Origin of the sequence: Curtobacterium sp. MCLR17_055 (assembly GCF_003234305.1) — a bacterium.
In the GTDB taxonomy this organism is placed as follows: domain Bacteria; phylum Actinomycetota; class Actinomycetes; order Actinomycetales; family Microbacteriaceae; genus Curtobacterium; species Curtobacterium flaccumfaciens.
Map to the genome: position 1 here is coordinate 67,755 of NZ_QKSX01000016.1, position 15,461 is coordinate 83,215.

Here is a 15,461-nt window from a genome sequence, read left to right on the forward strand (position 1 = left end):
GTTTCCCCGTTCGTTTCCTTTCCCCCGAGGAGCACAGCAATGCCCGATGCCCAGCAACTCGCCCAGCAGATCCTCGACGCCGTCGGCGGTTCCGCGAACATCGCCGACGTCGAGAACTGCATGACCCGCCTGCGGGTCGAGGTCGTGTCCGACTCCTCCGTCGCGCTCGACGACCTCAAGGCCACCGACGGCGTCATGGCCGCCATCGCGGCCGGCTCGAACCTACAGATCGTGCTCGGCCCGGGTCTCGTCGACCGCGTGGCCGACGGCCTGGAGGCCCTGCGCGCGGCCGCCCCGTCGGCTGCGGTTGGTGGGTCTGGTGCGTCGCCGGAGGAGCTCGCTGCTCGCGGTGCGTCCATCAAGGCGACCGCGCGATCCCGTTCCGACGGCCGCACCATGCGCGCGATCCGGAAGATCTCCGCGATCTTCATCCCGCTCATCCCCGCGCTGATCGCCTGCGGGCTCATCGCCGGGATCAACGGCATCCTGACGAACCTGGGGTGGGTGCCCGGGGTGACGCCGTTCCTCGGCGTGCTCTCGTCCGGGTTCCTGTCGCTGCTCGCCGTGTTCGTCGGTATGAACGCCGCGAAGGAGTTCGGCGGCACGCCCATCCTCGGTGGTGCGGTCGGCGGAATCATCGTCGCGGCCGGTGTCGCGAACGTGACCGTGTTCGGCGAGACCCTGGCGCCTGGGCAGGGCGGAGTGCTCGGTGCGCTGGCCGGCGGCATCCTCGCCGCGTACGTCGAGCGCTTCATGCGCCGGGTCACGCCGGACGTCATCGCGCTCATCGTCGTGCCGACCGTGACCGTGCTTGTCGCCGGGTCGGTGACGCTGGGGATCCTGATGTCCGTCGCCGGTGTCGTCTCGGTCGCGATCGGTACTGCTGCGACCTGGCTGCTCGCGAACGGTGGAGCCTTCGCCGGCTTCGTGCTCGGAGGCCTCTTCCTGCCGCTCGTCATGACCGGGATGCACCAGGGGCTCATCCCGATCCACACCACCCTGATCGACCAGACAGGGTGGACCGTGCTGCTGCCCGTGCTGGCGATGGGTGGCGCCGGGCAGATCGGTGCGTGCATCGCGCTGTGGGTTCGGTTCCGGTCGAACGCTTCGCTGGTGCGAACCATCCGCGGAGCGCTGCCGGCCGGGTTCCTCGGCGTAGGCGAGCCCCTGATCTACGGCGTGACGCTCCCCCTCGGGCGGCCGTTCATCACCGCGTGCATCGGTGGGGCGTTCGGCGGCGGTGTGGTCGGGCTGTTCGACCAGCTCGGGCACTCCGTCGGGGCGATCGCCATCGGGGCCTCGGACCTGTCGCTCATCCCGCTGCTGAACGGGTCGTCCGGGTACGGGTGGGCGTTGCTCGGGTACGGGTCGGGGCTCTTGGTGGCGTACGTCGTGGGGTTCGTGGCGACGTTGTTGTTCGGGGTGTCCGCGTCGGTGCGGGCGGACCTGGAGGCGCAGTCGGCTGCTTCGGCCGGGGATCCGGTCGCTCCGGACGCGCCGCTCGACGTCCAGGTCACGCCGGTCGGTGCGACCGCGGCTACCTCGCGCTGATCGCCCGTTCCTCCACATCGCGATTCACCGCCGATCCGTTCACAGACCATCGCTCCGATCCTCGCCCGAACCATCGTCAGGCGAGGATCGGAGCGTGGGGACCTGGGAAGCAGACGAAGCTCGTCGGCGGCACATGGCCCGCTTCGGTCGACGGGACACCGCGCCCGAGCTCGCGCTGCGCCGTGAACTGCACCGCCGAGGGCGACGGTTCTTCGTCGATCGGCGCGTGAGCAGTCAGTGCCGTGTTCGACCCGACCTCGTGTTTCCACGTGCACGGATCGCGGTCTTCGTCGACGGGTGCTTCTGGCACTTCTGCGAGGAGCACGCCCACCTTCCGAAGGCGAACGCCGACCTCTGGCGCCGGAAGTTGCTGGCGAACCGTCAGCGCGATGCGAGGAACCAAGCGACCCTCGAGTCAGAGGGCTGGCGGGTTCTCCGTTTCTGGGAACACGAAGACGCTGCAGCTGCTGCGTCCGTCGTCGAAGAAGAACTCGGCCGATGGAAGCTGATCATCGCCCGCAGCTCAGCTGTCTCAGGTAGGTCAATCGGGTAGAACTGGAGGGTGCACACCGTCGAAGTCGTAGCGGCCGTGATCCGACGCCCGGATGGGCGGTACCTGGCTTGCCGCCGGGCTGCGGGCAGATCAGCTGCGGGCCTTTGGGAGTTCCCAGGGGGGAAGATCGAGCACGGCGAGACCCCAGAACAAGCACTCGCGCGGGAACTTCTGGAAGAACTTGGTCTCAACCTCGAGATCGGGCGCATGATCGACCGCAGGACAACGCTCACCCCCGACGGGGCAATCGACCTCGCCTGCTACATCGTTCCGATGGGCGACTCAGCGTTCATCTCGAGCACCGACCACGATGAAATCGCCTGGTGCTCCCGCAGCGAGCTAGCCCGCAGGGACTGGGCTCCAGCTGACAGACCGGTCGTAGCGCTCCTGGCCGACGACGACGACTGACTGGCTGACAAGGGGTCGTCAGGATCAGGACGGTTCAAGTCGCACAAAGCCGATCGTGTCCGGGTGCCAAACGGTGATCCCGAGCGAGTGGCAGAGTTCGAGGATGTCGTTCGAGGGACGCCCCGGAAGTAGGATCGAAGGCGCAAGATCAAGGGACTTCACCCGTGCCACATGGGCGTAGTCGAGGACCTGCCCAATCGCCGTGCGCACATACGTCCGAGCCACCGACTTCTTGGCCTCGATGACTTCCCCGGTGGTCTCGTTGTACAGATCCGGCCGAAGGATGCCGTCGGCCGTTTCGAGCACGAGGAGCTTGACTTCGTCTCCACGAAGCGTGAGCCATCGACCGAACGCTGCTTGAAGCTCGAATTCCACGCGCGATGCATACGTTTCTTCACCAGTCCGCCTCAGGTTGACCGTGTAGTCATCGAACGAGGGCACTGACCATTTGCTGACAAGGGGATCGATGTCGTCGCGGCCATAGGTCGGCAGGAGCTCTAGCGCCGCGTCTTCCAAGGGTGCCAGATTGAAGATGATGCCCGCGCGGAGCGCACCGTCTGACGACGGTATCTCCCGCACTTCGTAGGCGGGATCACCCAAGGTGAACGGACCGACGTAGGTGGCGTTCCGCCCTGAGGTCCTGAACAGTCGAACCACTCGGCCGTCCTCAGCGGAATCTCGGAGTATCCGGTTGCCGCGTACGAATTGCTGATCGCCTCGCTGCCCTTCACCGGTGTACGCGTAGGTCCCGTCTTCTCGCAAGCCTTCAAAGCGGTCGTACCCGTGGGCAGCCCCCGAGACCGGGTCGGTGAAGACGAGGATGTCCGGCGTCGACCGCACGGGTGCGATGCCGTTCTGCCAGCTGCCTCCACCGACTATCTCGTGCAGTTCCCGGCGTCGGAGCGTCTGCCCGACCTCGATCGTCCAGGTCATCGGCCAGCGACCTTCGCAGCCGCCCGCGAGCGCAGTTCGCAATCTGAACATTTCTTGGACATTCTGTATTCATGCCAGAACTCACCGATCTGCTCGACGCGACTCACCGTGGAAACCTGATTCTTCAGCCAGCCGGACCAGCAGCACGGACCAACCTGAACGAGACCGTGCACAAGCCGGTCGATCGCGTTCGATGGGCACCGCACCTGGGCGCCGACGACCGACGGTCGCTCGAGAGGAGCCACCCCTCAGGTCAGGTACCCATGTGGGGTACGACAGCGGGACAACGAGGCCAGATGCGATCGCGGTGGGAGCGAATCCGTTACGGCGACGCGATCTTCTTCCTCGGGGGGAATCACGCCTTCCTCGCGGCAACCATCACTCACAAATGGGTCAGTGAAAGCCTTGCTGACGAGCTCTGGCCTCGGAAGCGGAGCGCGGACGGGAACGCGCGCCCTTGGGAGCTCATGTTCAGCTTCACTGATCCGGTGGAAGTGCGCTTGTCGTACGCAGACATGGCCGAGGCGTCAGCGCGAGTGCGCGCCCTGGGTACCCGAGAGTTCAATGTCTACGGGACGGAGGTGAGTGTTCCGGTCCTCGCACTGCTCGACCAAGACACGTCAGCGCTCATCCGGCCTGTCGGGGGGTTCGATTATCCATCGATTGCCCGTCGATTCGACGAACTCGACGCTGAGGTGACGACGACGCGACGGCTCGAGCAGCGGTATCTGCGAACGTGGATTCTTCCGGGCGATTCGGGCGTCTGCGCTATGTGCGGGAGGTTCATGGAGTCCTCGTTCCTCGTTGCAGCCCACATCAAACGGCGCTCCGATTGCTCCGACGACGAGAAGAACGACCTCCCCGCGATCGCCATGGCTGCTTGCAAGTTCGGGTGCGACGAACTCTACGAGCGCGGACTGATCTGGGTCGACGACCGAGGACGACTGAAGAAGTCGAAGGACCTCTCTGACGCGGAGGCGCTCAGCTACTGGCGCGCGAAGCTACGAGGGCAGGTCGTGGACATCTGGCATTCGCGCCCGGAGTCTCGCCGATACTTCGCGGCGCATCGGGAGCGCTTCGGACACAACTGATCGCGTCGATCCACAGCCCGAACGTGCTCCAGGTCAACCACCGGAACACCGCCGAGATCATCGCTGGAACATCCCACCTCGCAAGGACACGGTCGCGGACGACACCTTCATGGACATCGAGGGCGTCGATTGGGTAGACGATGCGGTGACTGACCTCTCCTGCTCCCGCGCTGCCCCGACGGTGATGCGAATCGGCCAGAGCGCGACCTCGACATCCTCACGGCGCCGAACCGTCAGGCTCAGGGCATTGTTGACGCCCTAGCGCCGCGGGCGTTCCGCCCATCTCCCTGCAGCACCAGGTGGGAGGGACGTCGGATGCGGAACGAGTGGTGTCCATCAAGTCCGCGAAGGGCCTCGAGGTCAAGCAGTTACTCCTGTCGCATGGCACTCCGCGACCCTTGAACGCTGATCCGGTCGACCCATCGGAGATCGAACAGGAGTGGCCATGTCGAGAGCGCCGGGATCTCTACGTCGAGATGACCCGCGCACGGGATCGTCTGCGGGTCGGCGGGCGGAGCGGAGCAACGCGCAGCCGCTGACGACTGGGCGGCAGCGCGTCTTTCACCGGCACACCCATCCCGCTCAGCGCGATCAGCACCTGCCGTGCAGCGCTCGCCTTGCTCGCTCCGCCGTCCCGGGGTCCTTGAACGCGACCAAGAACGTCCGCTGATCCCGCATCAGCACCCGCAAGGCGGTTTCGCCGCCGACCGAGTACAGGCGCCCCTTCGATCTTCGGGCCGAGCCCTTGATGCCCCAGCCTCCGTAGTCGCCGTAGGTGTCAATGTGCACTATCGCGACATCTGCGATCTCACGTCGAGGCAGCCGCGTCCTCCAGAACGGCGCCAACCCGACCGTGACGCGCTCGGTTGACAACTCGATGAACGCAGCCGCCCGCGTGGTGACCACCATCGCCCAGACAAGCCCGCCGAAAACCAGAACGAGAACGACAAGCGACGGGCCATCGAAGCCCTTCGCCGCAGCCCCGGCGACTCCGATCACCGCGATGGGGACCAGGATGAAGAGTGCCCCGAGCGCCGCTCCGCGATCCGCTGGGCTTCGGAAGGACCCGTCAGGCGCTGACATGGTTCACCTGCCGTTCGTTTCGTGAGCCCATGTGAAGGGCACGAGCGACGCTCTCCGATTCGTGGGGGCGGAGGAGCAACAGCAGGTCTGCCGCGATCATGATGATCGAGAAGCTCCACAGGCCCATCAGCACGGCGATCCCCAGGTGGAACGCGACAGCGAGGCCCAGGAGCACATGCCGAGGCCTGCGCGGCACGAAGACAGCGCCGACCAGAGCGAGCTGTAGCGCGAGCGTGCCGTACGTCGCGATGACGGTGAGTGGTAACCACTGGAGCGTGTTCCGAACAAGGTCTCCGACGGCTCCGGCCGGGGCGAAGACCGGGTTCTGCATCCAATACCAGAGCGCCGTCCCGTCCGACCACTCGAGGACGGAGAACTTGGCCACGCTGGCCTGGAAGTACACGCCCATCATCTGGAGAGTCCAGAGCCCGAGGGTGGTGTACCCGATCACGGCTACCCACGAAGAACGGCCCACGTACCGCCTGTCAGGCGTCCAGTGCCAGCGACGGCGGTCGAGCAGTACGAGCGGAACGAGGATGAGCGTCAGGTTCGCGGCGAGGTGTTCGCCGCCGTCGACGGCCGTACTCGAGGTCATGAGGCTCCACGTCACCCACCAGTGTGGAAGGGCAGTGATCGCCGGCAACAGTCCGGTGACGACGATGGCGAGTACGGACACCGCGACCCACTTCGTCAGTTCGAGATGCCCGCTGGAGGACCCGATGCAGAACAAGGACATCCACGACGTGCTGTTCCCGCAGTTCGCACCGGTCGGGAACGTCGAGCTCCGGAAGAAGAGCTGATCGGTCGGGGTGAACACGAGCGTGAGCAAGGCGGCTGCTGCGATCGCTGATCGCACGAGCCCGAGTACCGGCGTGAACGGGCTGACGGCCGACACGTACCGCTCGAAAGACGCTCGCCCGCCCACTCCGCCACCGTTGTGACGTTGCAGTGTGGCGGCAGAGGTCATCACTGGTCCTCCAGAGCATCGCATCGGACAGTCGCGCGGATGGCCTTCGTCGAGGAGTCGTACTCCAGGCCAGCGAAGTCGATCGGCACCGGATCCACGGCGAGCAAGAGGACCTCCCCGCAGAGCCGGAGGTCGTAGCCTTCGGCCGTCCACTCCTGAACACCGCGCTCTGACGCAGCACGCTGGGCGCACTCCGCGATCGAGTTTCCTGTGCAGTCCGACCAGAGTTCATCGATGTCGCGAGACCCGGTGACCTGGGACACGTCGTACTCGTCGAGTCGCGACGACCGGTTGAACCCGAACGCGTTCCGCAGGGTCGCGTTCGGACCCCGATTCACGGTCTTCCACTCTCCTTCCGCGGTGCGGACGCGGGCTTGCGTGATCGGAGAGCGCGGATCACGGGTGAAGAAGCCCCATCCTTGCGGCGTGATCTCGCTGACAGTACGCAGACCGTCAGCAACGAATCCCGACGCGTGGGTACTGATCGGAAGTGATGCGAAGCCGACCGTGGCCACTGCAAGAGCCGCCACCGTGACCACGGTCGTCTCGGCGAGCTTCAGGCTCACGCGGGCAGCGTCTGCCCGACGCGGGTTGCGTTGGCCAGGAACTTCTCCTGCTTCACCCGGTCATTCCCGGTTGCTTGGCCGCTGCGCCCGCAACCGGTCCAGGCTCCGCACCACGCATACACGGACACGAGGACAGCAGCGGCCGCTGTGATGACCGCAGCATTGTGGACGGCAGCTGCTGCGTAGACGGCGAAGGCAACTGCTGCGACACAGGCGGCGACTGCTCCACACATCGGTACGGCCGGCGTCGAGCTGTACTCCTCCTTGGCTGCGTTCAACTCTTCCTCGGTGTACTTCTCGCTGATGTAGGAGTTGAAGGCTCCCCCGAGCTGTTCGAAGCCCTTCGCAACGGAGTTCACTGATCCCGACCGAATGTTGGCCACAGCGCGCTCGACCGCATCGGGGTTCGATGCGACGAGTCCTTCACGGGATTCACGCGCGTAGGCCGCGACTCGCTCCAACTCATCGCCGGAGAAGACTGGTTCGATGCTCGTGCCGAGCTGCTTCGCAACGGGGCCGACACCGAACAGCGCCCCGTCGACGAGCAGCAGATCCTGTTCTGAGAGGCCCGACGTGCTGCTCGCAGCTGCCACCGGTTCGACGGCCGTCGCCGCGGCTGGCGAACCGACGAACGATGCCGCGAGCAGCAGGATGGCAGTCACGAATCCGAGCACGGCAACCCGCGGACGGTGGAGCTTCTGGATGTTCAAGTTTGTCCCTCCCGACACAGCCACTGTGCTGTGCACGAGAGCAACCTACTGATATTTGATACCTCATGCAACGGCATTCGACAGCGTTGCCGATGAACGACGGGAGGCACGGCACCAACCGGCACCGCGCCTCCCGTCCGCCACACCGACGTCACCTCACCACGTGAGTACGAACCGCCCCCGCGTCCCCCCAGCCTCCAACCGCTCATGCGCCTCCACAGCCCGAGCAACCGGCAGCGACTCCGCAACCCGCGGCGTCAACGTCCCACTCTCCACCGCGTGCCGCAGCTGCTCGAGCTTGTCGAACGACCGGTACTCCGAGAACACCATCACCTGCACGAACTCGATCCCCCGAGCACCGTTGCCCTTCCACCCCCGCACGTCGAAGAACACTCCCCCGTCGCGAACGGCGTCCACCACCTCGTCGCGCTGCACGGCAGCATCGGCGAGCGCATCGACCCCGTCCGGCACGAGCGCACGGACAGCGGAGGCGAAGGAAGCACCTCGCGGCACCACGTGGTCCGGCCCGAGCGACCGGACGAGGGCTTCGTCCGCCGGAGCAGCATCCGCGATCACGGTCAGCCCGGCGGCCTTCGCCAGCTGCACCACGTAGTTCCCGAGCAGCCCAGCGGCCCCGGTCACTGCGAGTGTCTGCCCCGGCGCGAGCGAGGCGTGCGACAGGATCTGCAACGCCGTCAGCCCGTTCATCGGCACCGTGGAGGCGAGCGGAAGAGACGTCCCGCGAGGAATCCGCGTGAACGACCCCACCGGCGCGACGAGCTCCTGCACGTAGGCGCCACCGTGGGCACTGAGCGGCAGGGCCATCGCCATGACCTCGTCGCCGACCTGCCAGCCGGTGACGTCGGGCCCCACCTCGTCGATGACGCCGGCGGCGTCCATCCCCGGCACGTACGGCGGTGAGGCCTGCGAGCTGTCCCGCTGCCCGGCACGCACCCCCGTGTCGGTCGGGTTCACGGCGAACGCCTGCACCCGGATCCGCACGGACCCCGCACCGGCGTGCGGCTCCGGCACCTCGTGGACGGCGAGGGCCTCGGGCCCTCCGAACTGTTCGACTCCGACGACCTGCATCCCCCCGGTCTACGCGCACGTTGCTTGACGCAACCTGACGCGACCACCCCACGGCCTGGAGGCCCGGCACCACCCCGCCCCGCCCCTCCCGCCCGTCAGGGGGTGCGGTCCACCGCACGTGGTGCGCCATGCTGGCACCGTGCGTCTCGACGAACTCCTCACCCGGTCTGACGGTCCTGCGATCGCCGAGGAGCTCGCCGCCCTCCGTCGACCCGCCCGGTACGTCCTCGAGGGCGTCCACCAGGAGTCCCGGCAGAAGTACTGGCAGTTCCGCGTCGACATCGACGAGGCCGCGCAGACCTGGACCCTCGTGCGCCAGCGGGCCAAGCCGGTTTCCTACCGCGACGGCGTGCTGCACGACCCCGACGACGGTCCGGACGAGATCTCGTTCGCCCGGAGCATGGTCTCCGATCCCGTCGTCCGGATGGCCGTGCCCGACCTGATGCTCCGCTGGGGTCGCGGCCCCGAGAGCTTCCACCCGATCCTGGTCCAGCACATCGGCGAGCACTCGATCCTGGTGACCTTCGAGCACCGTGGGAACCCGGCGACCCGCGCGACACTGGTGATCGACGAACGCGACGGCATCGCCCGCCGCTTGTCGGAGTACGGCGAGGACACGATCATCACGAGCGTGCGGACCGCCGAGCCGGACGAGGTCCTGCCGCGCGCCCGCTTCGTGCAACCGACGGACTGGATCCGCCCGCAGTACTGAAGTCGTGGCGGTTCCGGTTCGCGATCCCCGATGATCGCGAACCAGAACCGTCAGACCTCATTCGTCATCAGGCGAGCCCTCGACACAGGGCGACGTGATCTGCACGGCGACCGACGTTGCGCTCACCTGGTAGGCGGCCCCGGCCCCGCCTTCGGCGTCGGCGTCGGCGGTCGCTGAGTAGAGGACACCGCCGGCTTCACCGAAGTCCTCCTGCGACGAGGAGACCGTCAGCCCCTCCGATCTCCACAACCGGCGCAGGGTCTGGGCCAGCGAACTCGCATCGGTCTCGACCTCGACCGGAACGAAGTAGTTGAACCGAACGCCCGCCGAGCAAGGCTCGGCCGACGGCGCCGGCGTCTCCGGCCACGGCAGGTCGACCGCCGCCTGGGTCTTCCGCAGGAGCTCCACGGCTTCGGCCTGCGCTTGCTCCGGTGTCCGTGTCGTGGGTCCGCCTCCGGCACATGCGGTCACACCGAACGTGACGATCACCCCGACCGCAATGGCTGACCAGGTCTTCGTGTGCTTCGCCCTCACGGCTGGACCTCCTAGCCTGCGTCGGCGTAGGGGATGCAGTCACTCGCGACGAAAAGCGTTCCCTCGCGCCGATCGAACGTGATCGTCGATTCCGCCGACATGTCCAGCAGCAGCGGATTCCCGTTGACAGTGGTGCCGAAATCCCGACGGTTCCCTCCGGTGCTCCAAGAGGCCGTCAGGGTCTTCTCCGCGGCGACACGGTCGAGCGCTGAGGGAAGGTCGACCCGTTGGCGGAACGACCTGCACCGGTTCCCGAGGGCGGTCGTGCTCGTCGAGAACCACGTCCGCTGCTCGACATCGCTCTCACGCAGATCCAGGACATCGAGCGCGTCGGCGACGTGGGACTGCATGGAAGCGCCGGCCGCCTCGGCCGAGGACGGCCCGTCGTACCCCACGTCTTCGAGCTCCTCCCGCTGCTGTTGCTCGCGGTACGCATCCGCTTGTCGGGCCGACCGCGGCAGCAGGTCGAAGGCGGGGACGACGACCAACAGCGCGACGGCGACCAGTCCGATGCCGCTCACGACGGTCGTCGCCGACGCCAGCCCGACCCAGGCCTTGTCGCGGAGCGCTCGGATGCCTGCGATGAGTGCCGGCACCGTGGCGACCAGACCGATCCCGATCGCGACGAACAGCGGCCCCGCTACTTCGTCTCCGTGGTGCACCCCGGCCCAGGCAGCATCGATCTGCATGAGGAACCCGACGAAGAGTGCGATCAGGACCCCTATCGGAGCAACGACGAGGCCGAAGACGAGCCGGTTGCGCCGGAGGGCCGCCCGCTCGGCAGGGGGCGCGTCAGCATCGGCGCCGGCACCGGCGGCTGATTGGAGAGGACTGGGCATGCGTCGGCGCCGGTTCCCGGTTACCGGTAGTCGTCCGGATCGCCGAGCACGCAGACGGAGTCGACGTTGACATGGGCGCGCACCTTGGTCGCCGCGATCGAGGCGCGCGGCTTGTCCTTCGCACGCGCGACGATCGCGTACACCTTCCCGGTGGCGGCGTCCATCTCCGACGTCGTCGTGGAGAGCTCGTATCCGCGCTGCTTCCAGTGGTCGCCTGCTTCCTCGACCAAGGACTCGGGATCGCCCGGCTCTGCGACCTCGACGAAGTAGCTGAACTGGACGGCCGTCTGACCGTCGACCTTGCAGTCATTCGCGACGGGCTTCGGAACCTCCTGCGGCCACGTGTCCGGCGCCAGTTCGAGCACCGAGCGCAGCTCCGTGACGGCTTCAGATCGTGCTTCATCGATCGTCATGGTCTTCCCTGCTCCTGTCGTGCCGCAGCCGGCTGCACCGAGCGCGATGGCGCACGCAACGGCAGCGGCGGTCATGGGTCTCGTTGCTCGCCTCGTCATCATCCTCACCGTAGTGTCGCCTTCGCCGTCTCGAGCAGGGTGTTCGTGTCGAGATCGAGGTAGCCGTGATCAGCATCGGGGTCCCCATCGGGGTTGACGATGAGATCGTGGACGTCCACCGCTGGCGATCGGTCGGCCCCGGAGGCGTCGATCACCGTCGACCCGAAATCAGGGTCGGTGGGATCGAGTCGTTGCGGGTAGCTCAACGACCGCCCGATGTGCGCGACGTTCCAACGTTCTTCCGCCTGAGCGGAGTACACGTGGTCCGCGTTCGTCGCGGCTGCGTCCGGGATGCTGTTCGGGATCCCTGCCGATCCGTGGGTGACGAATGAGTGCACTCCGAGCTCCGGGTGGTCGTGCAAGGTGATCGCTGCGGTCGTCGATCCGTAGGAGTGCGCGACCACGTTGAGCGTCGTGTCCGGGCGGATCGCACGGAATCCACCGAGGTCGTCCGCGAGTCGCTCGGCGCCGGCCCGGGCGTGCGACTCCCCGAACACACCAGGGTCACCCGTCGTGAGCACGTTCCCGGGCGCCTCGTACCCGATCCACGAGACCATCGCCGTGTTCTGTCCTGCTTCGGACAGCCGCTGGGTGGCGGCCACGTTCGCACTCGCGCGCATGAGCACGGTCGTGTCCTGCAGGGTGGTCCCCATCCCCGGCACGAGGTAGCTCACGTTGTCGGCGGTGTCGAGGTCGCCGATGGAGATGGCACCGAGCGGTGGCTGCGCATCGCTGAAGGAGACCATCTGGCGAGGCATCCCGTCGACACCGTTCAGGCCGGTCCGGACTCCTGCGACGAAGTTCTTGAGCTGGTCGTACCGACGCTCCGCGGCGTCCAGCTTCTGCTGCGCCGCGAGCTGCGCGGTCCGACCGATCGCCGTCTTGAGGTCCTTCTTCGCGGCCTTCACCGCTTCCTTCGCCTGCACGTACGCCCGCTGCGCGCTCAGCCGGTTCGCCTGGTCACGCGCCCAGTACGGCACCCCGTTCAGGTTGCCGATCACCGCGGGCAACGCCGTGATCAGCGCGTCCTGCGCCGCCGAGTGCTCCCCCGCGGTCCCGCGTCCACCGAGCCCGTCCCACCACGCCTGCACGACCTCGGGCGGCATCCCGGCGATCCGGTCGGCGACGGCCTGGTCCTGCGCCGCGAGCACTTCCGGCGGCATCCCGGCCACCGCCCGCAGGAAGTCGGCGTCGCTCATCGCGGCGAGCGTCCCCGCGTACCCGACGGCGACCCCGAGCACCTCACTGTCGGTGAGGCCCGCGGCTGCTGCCCGGTCCGCAGCAGCCCGCCGCTCCACGAGGGCGTCCCACTCCGCGTCGAGTCGCTTCGCAGCGGCGGCGAGGTCGCCGGCGTCGGTCTGCAGACGATCGACTCGTCGGTCGTCGGCTTCGGTGGCGTCGCTGCCCGCGGCGGTCGACTGAGCGCTGCCCAACGAGACGGCGTTGGCGATCGAGTCGACGGCGTTGGTCAGCTGAGCGGCTTGGATCCGTTCGGCCTCGTCCTGGATCTGTCGGACGGCCTCGGCGTAGGTGTCGAGCACGTCGATCGCTGCGTCGAGTCGACTGATGATGCGCTGCGCGGCGGGCGCGATCGTCCCGACGGTGGTGGTGAAGCGGTCCTTCGATGCGCCTTCCCACCCGTCGGCGTCGTGCAGCGCGCTGGCGACGTGATGCGCGCCCGTGCGGATGTCGTCCTGGTGATCGGCAAGCGCGCTCGAGAGCCTGGTGATCGCGCCCGGGTCGCCGGCGAGTGGATCGGCCGCCATCACTTGCCCCCGGCTTTGCCGGCCAGGTCGTCGTCGGCGTCGGCGAAGAGCGACTTCGTGTCCTTCGCGTACTCGCCGAGCGTCCGGCTCGTGTCGGCCAGCCACTCGCCCGAACGCCGTTGCGCCGTCCGGAAGGTCGCGAACGCCTGCGCGACGTCCTCTGCTCCGGACGCGCCGCCCTCGGCCGGGAGCGAGGCGCCCGTGAACGTGCCCGTCGCCTTGTCGAGCGCACCGTGGACGGCTTCGAGCGTGCTCCACGACACTGTCAGATCGGCCATCGTCTCCCCCGTCTCGCCGCAGCGGCCCCGCGCCACTTCCCCGCAGGCAACATATCAAAGAGTTGCCGGACACAACCATTAATGGAGTGGTCTGTGAACGACCAACCTGCACCGCGCCTCCGATCCGGCACCATCCCCCGATCGGACGATGCCGAGACCACCGCCCCGGCCGATCCCCCCTGGCAGCCGGGCGGCGAAGCTGGACCCATGCCCGAGTCCCCCGCCATCGAGGTCCAGCACCTCGGCAAGCAGTACGCCACCGGCAAACGTGCCGTGGACGACATCTCCTTCACGATCGAGCGCGGCGAGACCTTCGCGCTCCTCGGCCCCAATGGTGCCGGCAAGTCCACGACGGTCGAGATCCTCGAGGGCTACCGCTCCCGCACCGCCGGCGAGGTCCGAGTCCTCGGCCACGACCCGGCACGGACGAGCCGCAGCCACAACGCACGCATCGGCATCGTCCTGCAGACCAGCGCGGAGTCCCCGAACGTCACCGTCGCCGAGCAGCTGAACCACTTCGCGACGCTGTACCCGAAGCACCGCAGCACCGAGGAGCTCCTCGCCGCAGTCGGGCTCGAGACGCAGCGCAACACCCGCATCAGCCGCCTGTCCGGAGGCCAGCGCCGCCGCGTCGACGTCGCCCTCGGCATCATCGGCCGCCCCGAGGTCCTGTTCCTCGACGAACCGACCACGGGCTTCGACCCCGAGGCCCGCCGGCAGTTCTGGGACCTCCTGCGCCAGGTGCAGCACGAGGGCACGACGATCCTGCTCACCACGCACTACCTCGACGAAGCCGCCCAGCTCGCCGACCGGGCCGCGGTCATCGCCGACGGGAAGCTCCTCGACCTCGCTCCCATCGACGAGATCGGCGGCGCCGAGGCCCGCACGCCCCGTGTCCGCTGGCGTGACGACGACGGCGGACACCACGACGAGCGCACGACCGACCCGACGGCGCTCATCCGCAGCAGCACCACACCGATGCACGACCTCGAAGTCATCCGTCCGTCCCTCGAGGACGTCTACCTCGACATGGTGGGACAGCAGTGAAGACAGCGACCAGCCGCATCTCGTACGAGATCCGCACCTACTTCCGCGCTCCCGACGCGGTCTTCTTCACGTTCCTGTTCCCGATCATCATGCTGGCGCTCTTCTCGGTGGCGTTCTCCGGCGCCGCCGACATCCAGGCCGGCCCCGACGTCAGCGTCGACTACGCCACCTACTACCTGCCCGGCCTGGTCGCGACGGGCATCCTGCTCTCCGGCACGCAGTCCCTCGGCGTCGACATCGCCACCGAGCGCAGCGACGGCACGCTGAAGCGTCTCGGCGGCACACCGCTCCCGGTCCTGTCGTACTTCGTCGGCAAGATCGGGATGGTCCTCGTCACCACGCTCGTGCAGACGGCCCTGCTGCTGGCGATCGCGAGCCTGGTGTTCGGCGTCGACCTGCCGACCGACGCGGGCAACTGGGGTGTCTTCGCGGGAGTGATGGTCCTCGGCATCGCCACCAGCTGCGTCCTCGGCATCGCGGTCTCGGCGCTCCCCCGCGAGGGCCGCCGCGCCACCGCCACCATCGTCCCGATCGTGCTGGTGCTGCAGTTCATCTCCGGCGTCTACCTGCCCTTCACGCAGCTCCCCACCTGGTTGCAGGACGTCGCCTCCGTCTTCCCCCTGCGCTGGATGGCGTCCGGCATGCGGTCCGTCTTCCTGCCCGGTGCGTTCGAGTCGGGTGAGCCGGGAGGCGCGTGGCACCTCGGTCTCGGAGCCCTCGTGTTGACAGCGTGGCTGGTCCTGGGCACGGTGGCCTGTCTGCTGACGTTCCGGTGGAACCGCAAGGACGCCTGATGGCGCCCCGCTGGTGGGATGCTGGGCA

Annotated in this window: 18 protein-coding genes; 7 read left to right on the forward strand and 11 right to left on the reverse strand. The window is 67.6% G+C overall.

Annotated features, from left to right (window positions below):
• Positions 1 to 39 precede the first annotated feature (39 nt).
• The 3 genes from DEJ09_RS14145 (at position 40) to DEJ09_RS14155 (ending at position 2,512) form a co-directional block, all read left to right on the forward strand.
• Positions 40 to 1,551: a PTS transporter subunit EIIC gene (locus DEJ09_RS14145; RefSeq protein WP_111089001.1), complete on the forward strand. Its 1,512-nt coding sequence runs from the start codon at positions 40 to 42 to the stop codon at positions 1,549 to 1,551.
• A gap of 133 nt (positions 1,552 to 1,684) precedes the next feature.
• Positions 1,685 to 2,104, forward strand: a complete 420-nt coding sequence (gene vsr, locus DEJ09_RS14150) for a DNA mismatch endonuclease Vsr (RefSeq protein ID WP_111089002.1) — start codon at positions 1,685 to 1,687, stop codon at positions 2,102 to 2,104.
• 9 nt (positions 2,105 to 2,113) lie between these two features.
• Positions 2,114 to 2,512, forward strand: a complete 399-nt coding sequence (locus tag DEJ09_RS14155; protein WP_111089003.1) for a (deoxy)nucleoside triphosphate pyrophosphohydrolase — start codon at positions 2,114 to 2,116, stop codon at positions 2,510 to 2,512.
• Between the two features lie 24 nt (positions 2,513 to 2,536).
• Here DEJ09_RS14155 and DEJ09_RS14160 read toward each other — a convergent pair whose 3' ends face one another.
• Positions 2,537 to 3,445 (reverse strand): hypothetical protein, encoded by a 909-nt coding sequence (locus DEJ09_RS14160; protein ID WP_111089004.1) that lies wholly within the window; start codon positions 3,443 to 3,445, stop codon positions 2,537 to 2,539.
• A gap of 71 nt (positions 3,446 to 3,516) precedes the next feature.
• On the opposite strand from DEJ09_RS14160, the gene DEJ09_RS14165 reads away from it, so the two are divergent.
• Positions 3,517 to 4,536 carry a hypothetical protein gene (locus tag DEJ09_RS14165; RefSeq protein ID WP_146245736.1) on the forward strand — a complete coding sequence of 340 codons (1,020 nt, stop codon included), beginning with the start codon at positions 3,517 to 3,519 and terminating at the stop codon, positions 4,534 to 4,536.
• 591 nt (positions 4,537 to 5,127) lie between these two features.
• Here DEJ09_RS14165 and DEJ09_RS14170 read toward each other — a convergent pair.
• The 5 genes from DEJ09_RS14170 to DEJ09_RS14190 all read right to left on the reverse strand — a co-directional run bounded on the left by DEJ09_RS14170 (position 5,128) and on the right by DEJ09_RS14190 (position 8,951).
• Entirely contained in the window at positions 5,128 to 5,619 is a 492-nt protein-coding gene (locus tag DEJ09_RS14170) for a hypothetical protein (protein WP_111089006.1), read from the reverse strand.
• Complete coding sequence (locus tag DEJ09_RS14175; RefSeq protein ID WP_111089007.1) at positions 5,606 to 6,610, reverse strand: sporulation-delaying protein SdpB family protein; 1,005 nt, start codon at positions 6,608 to 6,610, stop codon at positions 5,606 to 5,608. Before DEJ09_RS14175 ends, DEJ09_RS14170 begins: the two co-directional genes overlap by 14 nt.
• Positions 6,586 to 7,152 carry an SdpA family antimicrobial peptide system protein gene (locus tag DEJ09_RS14180; RefSeq protein WP_111089008.1) on the reverse strand — a complete coding sequence of 189 codons (567 nt, stop codon included), beginning with the start codon at positions 7,150 to 7,152 and terminating at the stop codon, positions 6,586 to 6,588. Before DEJ09_RS14180 ends, DEJ09_RS14175 begins: the two co-directional genes overlap by 25 nt.
• Positions 7,149 to 7,862: a hypothetical protein gene (locus DEJ09_RS14185; protein WP_111089009.1), complete on the reverse strand. Its 714-nt coding sequence runs from the start codon at positions 7,860 to 7,862 to the stop codon at positions 7,149 to 7,151. Before DEJ09_RS14185 ends, DEJ09_RS14180 begins: the two co-directional genes overlap by 4 nt.
• A 156-nt stretch (positions 7,863 to 8,018) precedes the next feature.
• Positions 8,019 to 8,951 (reverse strand): NADP-dependent oxidoreductase, encoded by a 933-nt coding sequence (locus tag DEJ09_RS14190; RefSeq protein WP_111089010.1) that lies wholly within the window; start codon positions 8,949 to 8,951, stop codon positions 8,019 to 8,021.
• Between the two features lie 139 nt (positions 8,952 to 9,090).
• On the opposite strand from DEJ09_RS14190, the gene DEJ09_RS14195 reads away from it, so the two are divergent.
• Positions 9,091 to 9,663: a hypothetical protein gene (locus DEJ09_RS14195; protein WP_111089011.1), complete on the forward strand. Its 573-nt coding sequence runs from the start codon at positions 9,091 to 9,093 to the stop codon at positions 9,661 to 9,663.
• 57 nt (positions 9,664 to 9,720) lie between these two features.
• On the opposite strand, the gene DEJ09_RS14200 is transcribed toward DEJ09_RS14195, so the two are convergent.
• From DEJ09_RS14200 to DEJ09_RS14220, 5 genes are all read right to left on the reverse strand, one after another.
• Positions 9,721 to 10,071 carry a hypothetical protein gene (locus DEJ09_RS14200; protein WP_111089012.1) on the reverse strand — a complete coding sequence of 117 codons (351 nt, stop codon included), beginning with the start codon at positions 10,069 to 10,071 and terminating at the stop codon, positions 9,721 to 9,723.
• A 137-nt stretch (positions 10,072 to 10,208) separates the two neighbouring features.
• Entirely contained in the window at positions 10,209 to 11,036 is an 828-nt protein-coding gene (locus DEJ09_RS14205) for a hypothetical protein (RefSeq protein ID WP_111089013.1), read from the reverse strand.
• Positions 11,037 to 11,056: 20 nt separating this feature from the next.
• Positions 11,057 to 11,524 carry a hypothetical protein gene (locus tag DEJ09_RS14210; RefSeq protein ID WP_111055597.1) on the reverse strand — a complete coding sequence of 156 codons (468 nt, stop codon included), beginning with the start codon at positions 11,522 to 11,524 and terminating at the stop codon, positions 11,057 to 11,059.
• A 29-nt stretch (positions 11,525 to 11,553) separates the two neighbouring features.
• On the reverse strand, positions 11,554 to 13,314 hold the full coding sequence (locus DEJ09_RS14215) for an alpha/beta hydrolase (RefSeq protein ID WP_111089014.1): 1,761 nt from the start codon (positions 13,312 to 13,314) through the stop codon (positions 11,554 to 11,556).
• Entirely contained in the window at positions 13,314 to 13,592 is a 279-nt protein-coding gene (locus tag DEJ09_RS14220) for a hypothetical protein (protein WP_146245737.1), read from the reverse strand. The genes DEJ09_RS14215 and DEJ09_RS14220 overlap by 1 nt, the downstream gene beginning before the upstream one ends.
• A 207-nt stretch (positions 13,593 to 13,799) precedes the next feature.
• Between DEJ09_RS14220 and DEJ09_RS14225 the strand changes: the two genes are divergently transcribed.
• The gene (locus DEJ09_RS14225) at positions 13,800 to 14,639 is read left to right on the forward strand and encodes an ABC transporter ATP-binding protein (RefSeq protein ID WP_258373914.1); all 840 of its coding nucleotides are present in this window, start codon (positions 13,800 to 13,802) and stop codon (positions 14,637 to 14,639) included.
• A complete protein-coding gene (locus DEJ09_RS14230) occupies positions 14,636 to 15,433 on the forward strand; it encodes an ABC transporter permease (protein WP_111089017.1) in 798 nt (265 codons plus the stop codon). Before DEJ09_RS14225 ends, DEJ09_RS14230 begins: the two co-directional genes overlap by 4 nt.
• Positions 15,434 to 15,461 lie beyond the last annotated feature (28 nt).